Raw genomic sequence first — 11,374 nt, 5'->3', positions numbered from 1 at the left:
CTTCCAGGGCTTTTTTTAAAAAAACAATTCCGTCCATATCCGGCATCATCAAGTCCGTGAGGAGGAGATCATATTCCTCATTTTTAAAGTGCTCCAGTGCCTCTTTGGCCGAAGTAAAGCCGGACGTTCTATAGCCCCGGGCATCGAGGGTCTCGCAGAGAACGGTCATCAATTCGGTTTCATCATCGACGATCAGCAATCGGCCGATATTTGGTTTAACCATTTTAGATCTCCTTAGTATGAAAATAGAAAATCAGGCACGAGGCACGAGAGGAAAAAAACACTGGCCCCTCGCCCATTGCCCAATAGCCACTTTTGATGGTCTCGTAATAACGTAAATCGGCGCTTTTGGACTTTTTACGGACGCAACACTTTTCACTTTTTGATTGATATTTGGTATAACATAAGTTATACTCTTAATAGATTGGAGGAATAATTCTATGAAATCTTTGAAAACGGCCATCTCGGTTCCGGAAGATATCTTTATTAAAGCGGAGGAGACGGCGAAAAACCTTGGAATGAATCGAAGCCGGTTGTACACGGCGGCCATCAGCGAATTTATTGAAAAACATCGGGATGATGACATAACGGCCCGATTGAATGCACTATACGCTGAAGAGTCCTCCGGGATCGATCCTATGCTCACAGAAATGCAGAATTCAAGTCTGGCGCAGGAGGTCTGGTGAAACGAGGCGAAATATGGTGGGCAACATTGCCCGACCCAATCGGTTCCGGACCGGGATTTCGCCGCCCTGTCCTTGTTGTCCAAAAAGATGCCTTCAACAGGAGTGCACTCTCGACTGTTTTGGTTGTGGTTATCACTGGAAATCTGCGTTTGTCCGAAGCACCCGGCAACGTCATGTTGCCGAAAAAATATACGGGTCTTCCCCATGATTCTGTGGCCAATATATCCCAGATCATCACGATAGATAAATGCTTTTTGACGGATTTCGCAGGTGCCCTGTCTCGATCCCTTTACGAGAAGGTAGAGGCCGGCCTCAGGCTCATTCTGTTGTGAGCCCGGTATGCCCTTCTTGCAAAGAGAAATAAAACCATGACTTTCATAGGAACTGGCCAACATACTCCACCACTCGCAAGGATCTTAAAGATTTTTTTTCAGGTCTGCCACATTCATCCCGTTTTTTAACAGCAGAGAAATACGAACCGTAGTTCCTTTCCCGGGAAGGCCCTCGCTTAAAATTTCAAAGCACCCATTATGTTCCTGAACAATCCGCCGGCAAATCGGGAGCCCGAGCCCGGTTCCCTTCCCTTCGGGTTTGGTGGTAAAGAAAGGTTCCATGACCTTGGGCAATACTTCCGGAGCGATACCTGTTCCGGTATCGGTAATCTCGATAACGATAAAGGCTTTTCCTGGGGGATCGGGGGTCGGGGTTCGGGGTTCGACAGGTTTCATATCTGCCGCTCCCTGATCTCTGATCCCCGATCCCTGATCCCCGAACTCTGAGCCCTGATCCCCGGCCCCCGGCCCCTTGGCATAGACCCTTATGCCCAACGTCCCTCCCCGGGACATGGCATCACTGCTGTTGGTAAAAAGGTTGAGGAACAATTGCCGCAACTGCTGGCGATCGGCATGGATATAAGGAATGTCCGGAGAAAATTCCCGCTGGACCTCAATGTGAACCTTGCGCAAATGGTAATAGATCAGGTTGAGCGTGTTTTCTATTTCTTGACAAACATTTACCGTTGAGATCTGGGGTTGGCTGCGCCGGCTGAACTGAAGCAGGTTGGCTACCAGATCAGCCATTCGATCAAGCTCCTGCTCGATAATCTCCAGGGACCTCCGTTTGGGGTCCTCCCCTGGGACCTGGCCCAAAAGGGCCTCTATCCGAAGGTTCACCGTGGCCAGGGGATTGTTCAATTCATGGGCGATACTGGCGGCCAACTCTCCCATGGTAGCCAGTTTTGAGGCCTGCCAGAGTTGCTGGGACATCAGTCTGATCTCTTCATTGACCTTTTCCAGTTCCGCCGTTCTTTCTTCCACCCTTTTTTCCAACTCTTCATTCAATAAGCTGAGTTCATTATCCAACCGAATCAGCTCCATATTTTTCCGGTAGGCGTCTTCATAGGTGGAAAGGAGAAAATCCAGTATTTGGGTTTTATCGGCCGCCACCTGATAGGTGTCTCCTGAAAAACATACCGAGATGGAGCCATCTGCCTTTTGCCTTTGTCGGAGATCGATATTCGCTTGTATCTGTTCAACCCGGGAGATCAGATTTTTTTCATCGAAAGGTTTTACGATAAAACTGTTCGCACCACATTCCAACCCCCGGATAATATCCTTCAGATCAGACAGGGAAGTCAAAAGGATGACCGGAATATCATTGAAACTTTTATTCTCCCGGACCCCTTTACAGAATTCATAGCCGTTCATCTCCGGCATCATGATGTCGCTGATAATCAGAAAGGGCCGGTACCCCTCCTTTAACACCTTGAGGGCCTGGACCCCGTTTGAGGCGGCGACGACCCCAAGCCCGTGTTCCTCCAGGATATATTTCAATTTTTCGGCCTGGACCGGACTGTCTTCCACGATGAGGATCTCAGGTGGAATTTCCGCGATAGGTTTTCTCTCTTCCATAAAGTCCTCCGAAAAAAACTGAGATTTCGTTAATCAGGTTTCCCAATAATGAGACGATTTCTTCTGGAGACAGGATGTATCGGGCGGCATCAAGCCGGACCGCTTCTCCCGGCATCCCGAAAACAGTGGAACTTTCCTGGTCCTGGACAATCGTGACGGCCCCCTTTTCTCTCATCAACTTTAATTCCGCAGCACCGTCCTTCCCCATACCGGTAAGCAGAATACCGACGGCTTGACGGCCATAAACATGGGCCACCGAGCGGAAAAGGTACGAGACGGAAGGTCGCAAACCGTTTTCAGGAGGATCATCGATCAGGGCGATCCGTCCATTCATCACCACCTGCATCTGCCTTCCATCCGGGGCCAGATAGGCGTGGCCGGCCATGGGTTGGGCATTATGGGCGGCCAGATGAATCGGGAGGGACGAAGACTGATTCAACCAGTCTGCAAATCCATCAATAAAACCTTCTGCTATGTGCTGCACGATTAAAACGGGCCAGGGAAAACTCTTAGGCAATCCGGAGAGAATTTGCCGGATGACCGGAGGGCCTCCGGTCGAGGCGCCGATGGCAACCAGCTTGATTTCATCGATTTTTTCCCCGTTCTCGATGACCCTTCTCAGGGCCGGCGTTTTTCTATGTTTGTCGGGCCACCTCCTGATCACTTTCACTTCCGACATCAGCTTAACCATACGGATCAGCTCTCTGGCGTCTTTGGCATGACTCGGATGGCCGATCCCTCTCGGTTTTTGTATGATCGTCAAAGCCCCTACTTCCGTGGCTTTGAAAGAAATTCCCACCTCCCGGATGTTGAAGCTGCCGGTCACGATAATGATCGGGATGGGGTTTGTTTCCATGATGGTCCGGGTGGTTTCAAAGCCATCCATTTTGGGCATAATGATATCCATGGTAATGACATCGGGTTTTTCGTGTTGAATGGCCTTCAGCGCCTCCTCCCCATTGCCTGCCGTTCCGATTACCCTTATTCCCGGATCGGAATTAAGAATATAGGCCAGGAGCTCCCGCACCACCGGGGAATCGTCGACGATGAGAACCCTGATCGGGGATCGGGGATCGGGGATCGGGGGGCGGGGGTCAGGGGTCAGAGATCGGGGATCGGGCATTTTTAGATTCTTTCCTTATTTTTTAATGAAGTTCTTAAGCCATTTAACATTCGCCCAATAGTTGATGTTTTGTTCATCAATTCTTCTAAACTCTTGGCGGATATATATTCCAGACGTTCGGCGATCTGTAATAAAGTTTCTAATTCTGCCAGGGAACCATATGCAATAGATAGATGTTGAAGAAACTCTTTTGTATGTTGCCTTGCTCTCCCCTCTGCTATATTGGCTGCTATTGATACGACCGCACGTTGTATCTGGCTCGCTAATCCGAAAACTTCATATTTGGGAAAACTCCTCGTTAATTGATAACAATCCACAACCAAATCCATGGAATTTTGCCATACCTCCAAATCATAATAACTTTTGAAAGCAGGGGGCTGGGTTCGGGGGGCGGGGATCTGACTTTCAACTACCGATCCCTGGCCCCTGGCCCCTGTTCCCCGACTATCACTCTCTATTCTCCGATCCCTTTTATTCTCGTTAAAGTTACTCACTTTTTATTCTCCTTTCCCGACCCCCGACCCCTGTTCCCCGACCCCTAAATCAATCTTCTCACCACTTCCAATAAATTGCTCTGATCAAAGCTGCTTTTCACAATATAGGCATTGGCCCCGACTTCGATGCCGCGCCGCCGGTCCTGGTCGGATTCAAGGCTGGTGACCAGAATGACCGGGAGATCCGGGAATTTATTATTACCCCGGATATTCTCGACCAGATCGAAACCATCCATTCTCGGCATCTGGATGTCAGACACCACCAGATCAAACTTCTGGGTTCTCAGGGCAGCAACGGCATCCAGGCCATCGACGGTGGTTCTAACTGCGTAACCGACCGTACTCAAAATATTCTTCAGCAAGGTTCGGGCGGTAATCGAATCTTCCACAACCAGGATGGACCTTCTTTTTTCAGGGATAATTGCCTTTTTCAGACCGGCAGGGGTCCCCCCGACCCTTACGGCCGATTTCAGGATATCGACGACATTCAGGATCGGGACCACTACACCGCCTTCCAGGACGGTCGCTCCGGCAATATTGCGAACCCGGGAAAGCTGGTTCCCGAGAGGTTTCACCAAAACCTCCCGCTCCTGAAGAACCGCATCGACCTGAAAGGCCATCCGCTTCTCTGCCGAGCCCAGAACCACTAAAGACAGATAGGGGTCGGGGTTCGGGGATCGGAGGTCGGTATTGAGGAATCGGCTGCTCCCAGATCCCTGATCCCAGCCCCCTGACCCCTGATCCCTGATCCCAGATCCCTGGCCCCCGACCCCCGACCCCAGTTCAAGCACATCCTCCAATCTCGTTAATGAAAGGACCCGACCGTCCAGAAGAACGGTCTCCCGGTTTTCCACGGTTTTAATCTCCTCTTTTTTTGTCCTTACCACCCTCTCGACATTGTTGGTGGGAAGGATAAAGGGATAACCGCTAACGGTGACCAGAACGCCCCGGAAGGTGGCTAAGGTAAGCGGTATAACCATTCTGAAGAGGGTTCCCGCATCCGGTCCGGATTCCACCTCGATCCGGCCGCCCAGTTTTTCCACCTTTTCACGGACAATTGCCAGCCCCAGTCCCCTCCCGGAGAGTTCGGTAATGATGGGGCTGGTGGTCAGACCGGATCGAAAAATCAAGGACGTTACCTCCCCCTCGCTCAGTTTTTCGATTTCTTCCCGGGAGAGGAGACCGTGCTGTAAGGCCGCAGTTTTCAGTCGGGTTGCTTCGATCCCTGCCCCGTCATCGGAGAGGACGATTTCCAGTTTATTTCCGTTTTTCGAGGTGATTGTCAGGAGAATTTTCCCTCTGACCGGTTTTTTCTTTCTTTTCCGTTCCCCCACCTTCTCGATCCCATGGTCGAGGCAGTTTCTGACCATGTGGGTGAGGGGGTCCTTCATTTCCTCCAGCACCCTTCGGTCAACCTCGATTTCACCGCCGGTAACGATCATCTCCGCTTCTTTTCCCATCTCCCGGGAAATCTCGCGGACCACCTTGGGAAATTGATCCGAGAGAGTGGAGAAAGGCAGCATCAAAATCTTTTTCATCTCATCCAGCAGTGAATCCACCATTCCTCCCAGGGAACGGTGGTCGTACTCCGCAGCCTTCAAGAGCGTGGTCAATTGGCCCTCGAAGGGCGATAGAAATAATGGCTCTCCCGACCTTTTGAATCCCGACCATTCTTTTTTCAATTGATTCAGGGAGGTTCTCATTTCTCTTAATTCAGCCAGCCGTTGTCCGGAGGTAATTTTTACGGTCAACAACTCCTCGGCCTGAAATAGAATGGAATCCAGCTTATGGGTGGATATCCTGATAGTCTCTGACGAAGGCAAACTGGGAGATAAGGGGAGGGAAGAGGTTCCGGGGATCGGGGATCGGGGATCGGGGGTCGGGGGTCGGGGGTCGGGGATCGGAAGGGATGGAGGTTCCGGAATAGGATCGGAAGTCTCCTCTTTTTCAACTCGGACCGGCTCTTGCTCGATGGACGGTTTCTTGATGACATTTTCCAGGACCTGGACCAAGGCGCCAACCCCGGAAGCCGTCTTTTCCTCTGCTGCGGTTGAAAGGCTTTCGATCTTATCCACGGCCTTGTGCAACACATCGAATAGTTGTATCGTGGCCTGGATTTCTCTCCCCTTCAGGGCGGAAAAAACATTCTCCATCGATTGGCAGAGGGCGGCAATTTTCTGCAGGTTCACACTCCGGGCCGCACCTTTCAGACTGTGGGCCTCACGGTAGATGACTTCCAAGATCTCCGGTTGTTTCTCCGGGCCGGCCTTTTCAAGCTCGATCAGGCCGGAGGATATGGCCTTGAGATGCTCTCCGGCTTCAATCTTAAAGAGCGAAAGAAGTCTTTGCAATAATTGCTTTTCTTTATCGTCCATAGCCTCTCCAATAAATCTAAATCAGGACGCGGATTTTCGCCGATATTCGCAGATCATAAAAATAGGTCCAAGGTTCAAGGTTTGTCTTGCTTGCAACTTGCAACTTGAGACTTGCAACTCTATATCTTGTACTGTCCGATCATACCCTTCAACCGCTGTCCCAGCTCGTTCAGGCTATGGGCAGACTGTTCGGCCTGCCTGGTTCCGGCCATGTTCTGCTGGGCCGCCTGTTTGATGTTCTCCATGGCCAGGGCGATCTGGTCCATCCCCACTAATTGCTGCTGGCTGGAGGCCACGATCTGCAGCAGGGCATTGGCCGCCTCCGTTACGCTTTCCGTCAGCCGGGTAATGGCCTCCCCTGATTCCGTCGCCTGCTTTACCGATCTGTCCACCGCCTTGCCGACCTGCTCCGTGGTCATCACCGCGGCCGCCGTGGCCTTCTGAATGTCACTCAAAATGGAACGCACCTGGACGGTGGCCTGCTTCGACTGTTCGGCCAGGCTCTTGACCTCCTGGGCCACCACGGCAAAGCCTTTGCCCTGCTCCCCGGCCTTGGCCGCCTCTATGGCCGCATTCACGGCCAGCAGGTTGGACTGCTGGGCCAGATCATTCACCGTAGTGATAATCTCTCCGATCACCTGGTTCTGCTCGCTCAACTTGACGATGCTCTCTCCCACGGATTCCATTTGTTGTTTAATAAGACTGATCCCTCGTAATGTTTCTTCAACAGCCTCCTGCCCCTGCTGAGCCACCTGGGCCGCCTGCTGGGCACTATCGGAAACAGTTCTGGATTTTTCACTGGCTAAGCGGGCTGTCTGCTTGACCTCCTCAACCGTCGCCGTCGTCTGGCTGACGGCCGTCGACGTTTCCGCCGAAACCGCAGCCAGCTCCGTCGTCGAGGACAAAATCTGGTTTACGGCAGAGGCCAGGGTATTAACCGACTCTTGAACTTCCTGCATAGCCTGTCTTAAGTTGTCCGCTATCTGCTTGCGCTCGGAGATCTCGCTTTCCAGGGCCAGATTAGTCTTTTCCAATTCAGCCTTCATTTCCAGTTTTTCTTTGGTGTCACGAAGCTCGACTTCGGTCCTCCAAAAAATGACAAAGACATACCCAAGCAGAATAAAATAAGCCAAAGCCCGTAAAATGTGCCATAACCACCATTCACTGTTCCAGGGCTGGGAAAACCAAAACAGAAAGCCGGACGAACCATTAAGGAGGCAGAAAAAGGCAAAGAGGATATCTTCGGTATTTCCATCATGTTGATAGCGGACCAGAAAACAGATCGCTCCAAGAATAAAGAAAAATCCGCCGAGGAAATTGATGGCAAAGGCTGCCGGGGTAAATGCCCCCTTGCTCAACATTTCCGGAAGTGCCTGGTAAAAACTGAATGAGAATATACCGGCTATTATGGTTATAACTGCCACAACAATCGGCAAAGTATTCTCTCCCTGGGAAGCGGTTTTCCGTCTCATTAACCAAATCAGGGAAAAGAAAAACCCGCCGACCAGGATGGCCAGGCTATGGAGCCAGACGAAGGTATTGCCAATTTCTACGGAGGCGTGGAACCCGTCCAGTATCCCCATGCCGATCAAGGCAGATGCGATCACGCCATAATGAGACACCTCTTTTTTATGTTTTTGCTGCAATAAAAGAAGTACGGCCAGTGAAAACCCGGCAAACAGTCCGATTGTCTCCAGAAAGGAATGAAAGGGCTCTTTGATCCATATCCATTCGGGCAAAATCGTTTTAAGGAATATACAAATCAATACGGGGAGTATACCCCCCAGGGCAATACAACTAACAGTATTCGTTTTTGAACCGCTGCCGCTCATTTTGAATCCTCCTTTTTAATGTTTCTTCCTTCTCCGTCCCCCATTTTTAAACTCTAAACTGCCCGATCATGGCCTTCAGCTTCTGCCCCAGTTCATTGAGGCTATGGGCGGACTGTTCGGCCTGCCTGGTTCCGGCCATATTCTGCTGGGCCGCCTGTTTGATGTTCTCCATGGCCAGGGCGATCTGATCCATCCCCACTAATTGCTGCTGGCTGGAGGCCACAATCTGCAGCAGGGCATTGGCCGCCTCCGTTACGCTTTCCGTCAGTCGGGTAATGGCCTCTCCTGATTCCGTCGCCTGCTTTACCGAGCCGTCCACCGCCTTGCCGACCTGCTCCGTGGTCATCACTGCGGCCGCCGTGGCCTTTTGGATCTCATTTAATATCGAACGCACCTGGATAGTAGCCTGTTTCGATTGTTCGGCCAGGCTCTTGACCTCCTGGGCCACCACGGCAAAGCCTTTGCCCTGTTCCCCGGCCTTGGCCGCCTCTATGGCCGCATTCACGGCCAGCAGGTTGGACTGCTGGGCCAGATCATTCACCGTAGTGATAATCTCTCCGATCGCCTGGTTCTGCTCGCTCAACTTGACGATGCTCTCTCCCACGGATTCCATGTGCTGCTTGATCAGCGTGATCCCATGGATCGTTTCTTCAACAGCCTCCTGCCCCTGCTGGGCCACCTGGGCGGCTTGCTGGGCGCTGTCCGAAACAGTCCTGGATTTCTCGCTGGCTAAGCGGGCCGTCTGCTTGACCTCTTCGACGGTCGCCGTTGTCTCACTGACCGCGGTCGACGTTTCGGTCGAAACCGAAGCCATCTCGGCCGTCGAGGTCAGGATCTGACTCGCAGCCGAGGCCAGAACGTTGGTCATCTCCGCAGACTGCCGATTCATCTCTCTGAGATTTTCCACCATGACAGCAAAGGCCCTGGTCAGGATTCCGGCTTCATCCGTTCGATCGTAGGTGGTTATGGGGACAGTCAAATCGCCCCCGCTTATTTTTTCCGCGGCACCGGATATTTCTCTGAGCGGTCTGGAAATGTTTCTGGAAATGAAAAAGCCAGCCAGTGCCGCAAAAATAATAGCCAAAGTCGTCCCCCCCAAAATAACTTTTTTAGCGGCGGTTACGGCTGTTTTGGCCTCTGCTTCCCTCTGTCTTAAGAGTCTGGTTTCTTCATTCTGGATCTCGCTGATCATTTTGCGAATGTCTTTCATGGATTTTCTCACTTCGTCGGTCATAACCTTCTTCCTGGCGGCCTCAAACCCTTCGGTTCTCCGCAACTCGATAATTTCTTTTATAAATCCAAGTGAACGCCCAGTAAGCGGCTCAAGGGTTTCCAGTCTCTTCTGCTGCACAGGACTGGCCTGGGTACGGTTGCGGATCCGCTTGAAATGCCCGTCGATTTTTTTAATCCCGTTATGATAGAATTCCAGATAATCTTCTTTTCCAGAAATGACATACCCCCGTTCGCTTCTCTGTATGTCAAGCATAGTGGTATAGGTTTCTTCCAACTCGGTCATCACCCTGTAAGTGGATGTCACCCAATAATTCGTCTCCATCAGTTTAACAATACTCAAATAGGAGATTATGCTAACGACAACAAAGACCACCACGGCCACGGCATATCCCCCTACCACCTTTGCTCCAATGGTCCATCTCATGGTCAGGTCCTTCCTTTCAATAATTGATTATTAAGACACTTCCTCATGGACGATCATGTTCGGGTCATTCAATAACTTGATCGCATCGAGAATAATGATTCGTTCCTTGGCAATCCCCTTCAAGTACTTCTCCCGAATATCGGTCAGTGTGGGAAGGTCCGGCTCCAATTGGTCCGATGAATGGACCCGGACACCGATGATCTCGTCAGCCAGAATGCCGAATTCCATGCGCCCATTGTGGAGGATAATGACCTGGTTGAGATCCGATAGACCCTTTTCCGGCAGCTCGAAAAACTTCCTGATATCAATGATGGAAAGGATCTGTCCCCGGACATTGATCAGGCCGAATACGAAAGGCGGGGTGCAGGGAAGAGGGGTGTATTCCTTTAACGGATACACTTCCCGGATAAAGATGGTCTCAAGGCCGTATCTTTCGTGGGCCAGGGAAAATTCCAAAAATTCGATTGTTTCTCCCGCTTCCTTTTCTTCCGGCTCCCTGGCCAATACTCTGGATCTTTCTTTTAGAATTTTATTATCATCTGCCGGAGAGGTCTCTTTAAGCTTTTTTGAGTCCATGCTGATTTTTTCTCCTTACGGAATGGATTATTTGGGCCAGGCTCCCGGCCGTCATCCCTCCCGACCCCGGCAGGAGGTCTTCTTTTTTGATTTTTTCCAAGAGATGCAGGGCGTTCCCAAAGCATTTTTCCGCGTCCCTGGCCTTACCCTGGAGGGCGGACAAATTTCCCAGAGCGAAATAGGCGAGAATAAAATTGTGGTCCAGGTAGAGAACCTTCCTCAAGGATGATATGGCTTCCTCGTTTTGCCCCTGTTCTTGCTGTATGGAAGACAGAAGAAAGTGGAGTTCCGGATTGAATTCGTCTTTGGAAATCGCCTTTTGGCAGTGTTCCATGGCCTCCGGAAGCCTGCCCATGTTAGCATAATGACGGGCCAGATCCTTGTGGGGAGCGGGGAACAGGGATCGGGGGCCAGGGACCGGAAACAAGGGATCGGGGGTCGGGGGCCGAAAATCAGAACTCGGGCGGTGAGGGGCGGGGAATTGGGATGTGGAAGCGGATTGATAAGCACTTCCTTTGTCCCTAAACCGGGGTGCGGCAGTTACGGTCGCAGGGTGAATGCCTTGTTTTTTTGGGGCAAAATCCCGAACGCCGATCCCCGGTCCCCGACCCCTGGTCCCCGACCCCTGATCCCCGGTCCCCGACCCCCGGACTGCTTTTTGATACAAAACGGCATCAGGGAGTCGTATCGCCTTAAATCCCGCAGAAAGCGTGGCAGGGGG

General features: G+C 51.5%; 11 protein-coding genes. 2 read left to right on the top strand and 9 right to left on the bottom strand.

The features are described 5' to 3' along the window. Positions 1-223: response regulator (locus HY879_23480; GenBank protein MBI5606307.1), on the bottom strand; the 223-nt coding region annotated here is incomplete at its 3' end. 217 nt (positions 224-440) lie between these two features. Between HY879_23480 and HY879_23475 the strand changes: the two genes are divergently transcribed. Together HY879_23475 and HY879_23470 are read left to right on the top strand one after the other, a co-directional pair. Continuing rightward, complete coding sequence (locus HY879_23475) at positions 441-686, top strand: ChpI protein (GenBank protein MBI5606306.1); 246 nt, start codon at positions 441-443, stop codon at positions 684-686. After that, a complete protein-coding gene (locus tag HY879_23470; GenBank protein ID MBI5606305.1) occupies positions 683-1,018 on the top strand; it encodes a type II toxin-antitoxin system PemK/MazF family toxin in 336 nt (111 codons plus the stop codon). The genes HY879_23475 and HY879_23470 overlap by 4 nt, the downstream gene beginning before the upstream one ends. 84 nt (positions 1,019-1,102) lie before the next feature. Here HY879_23470 and HY879_23465 read toward each other — a convergent pair whose 3' ends face one another. From HY879_23465 to HY879_23430, 8 genes are all read right to left on the bottom strand, one after another. Beyond that, positions 1,103-2,596: a response regulator gene (locus HY879_23465; protein MBI5606304.1), complete on the bottom strand. Its 1,494-nt coding sequence runs from the start codon at positions 2,594-2,596 to the stop codon at positions 1,103-1,105. Next, positions 2,559-3,719, bottom strand: a complete 1,161-nt coding sequence (gene cheB / locus HY879_23460) for a chemotaxis-specific protein-glutamate methyltransferase CheB (protein MBI5606303.1) — start codon at positions 3,717-3,719, stop codon at positions 2,559-2,561. The genes HY879_23465 and cheB overlap by 38 nt, the downstream gene beginning before the upstream one ends. A gap of 2 nt (positions 3,720-3,721) precedes the next feature. Continuing rightward, entirely contained in the window at positions 3,722-4,048 is a 327-nt protein-coding gene (locus HY879_23455) for a four helix bundle protein (protein MBI5606302.1), read from the bottom strand. Between the two features lie 209 nt (positions 4,049-4,257). Continuing rightward, the gene (locus tag HY879_23450; GenBank protein ID MBI5606301.1) at positions 4,258-6,588 is read right to left on the bottom strand and encodes a response regulator; all 2,331 of its coding nucleotides are present in this window, start codon (positions 6,586-6,588) and stop codon (positions 4,258-4,260) included. A gap of 119 nt (positions 6,589-6,707) precedes the next feature. After that, a complete protein-coding gene (locus HY879_23445; GenBank protein ID MBI5606300.1) occupies positions 6,708-8,060 on the bottom strand; it encodes a hypothetical protein in 1,353 nt (450 codons plus the stop codon). 406 nt (positions 8,061-8,466) lie between these two features. Then, entirely contained in the window at positions 8,467-10,077 is a 1,611-nt protein-coding gene (locus HY879_23440; GenBank protein MBI5606299.1) for a methyl-accepting chemotaxis protein, read from the bottom strand. A 30-nt stretch (positions 10,078-10,107) separates the two neighbouring features. Beyond that, on the bottom strand, positions 10,108-10,653 hold the full coding sequence (locus HY879_23435; protein MBI5606298.1) for a purine-binding chemotaxis protein CheW: 546 nt from the start codon (positions 10,651-10,653) through the stop codon (positions 10,108-10,110). Further along, positions 10,634-11,320, bottom strand: coding sequence for a tetratricopeptide repeat protein (locus HY879_23430; protein ID MBI5606297.1), 687 nt, complete (start codon positions 11,318-11,320; stop codon positions 10,634-10,636). Before HY879_23430 ends, HY879_23435 begins: the two co-directional genes overlap by 20 nt. Positions 11,321-11,374: the final 54 nt, after the last annotated feature.

It is taken from the genome of Deltaproteobacteria bacterium (assembly GCA_016219225.1).
Classification (GTDB): domain Bacteria; phylum Desulfobacterota; class RBG-13-43-22; order RBG-13-43-22; family RBG-13-43-22; genus RBG-13-43-22.
This window is presented reverse-complemented; position numbering and strand designations above follow the sequence as displayed.

Excerpts from the sequence above, each read along its gene's own strand:
- HY879_23455 (MBI5606302.1), bottom strand. The coding sequence starts at position 4,048 with ATGGATTTGGTTGTGGATTGTTATCAATTAACGAGGAGTTTTCCCAAA.
- HY879_23465 (MBI5606304.1), bottom strand. The coding sequence starts at position 2,596 with ATGGAAGAGAGAAAACCTATCGCGGAAATTCCACCTGAGATCCTCATC.
- HY879_23435 (MBI5606298.1), bottom strand. The coding sequence starts at position 10,653 with ATGGACTCAAAAAAGCTTAAAGAGACCTCTCCGGCAGATGATAATAAA.
- HY879_23445 (MBI5606300.1), bottom strand. The coding sequence starts at position 8,060 with ATGAGACGGAAAACCGCTTCCCAGGGAGAGAATACTTTGCCGATTGTT.
- cheB (MBI5606303.1), bottom strand. The coding sequence starts at position 3,719 with ATGCCCGATCCCCGATCTCTGACCCCTGACCCCCGCCCCCCGATCCCC.
- HY879_23475 (MBI5606306.1), top strand. The coding sequence starts at position 441 with ATGAAATCTTTGAAAACGGCCATCTCGGTTCCGGAAGATATCTTTATT.
- HY879_23450 (MBI5606301.1), bottom strand. The coding sequence starts at position 6,588 with ATGGACGATAAAGAAAAGCAATTATTGCAAAGACTTCTTTCGCTCTTT.
- HY879_23440 (MBI5606299.1), bottom strand. The coding sequence starts at position 10,077 with ATGAGATGGACCATTGGAGCAAAGGTGGTAGGGGGATATGCCGTGGCC.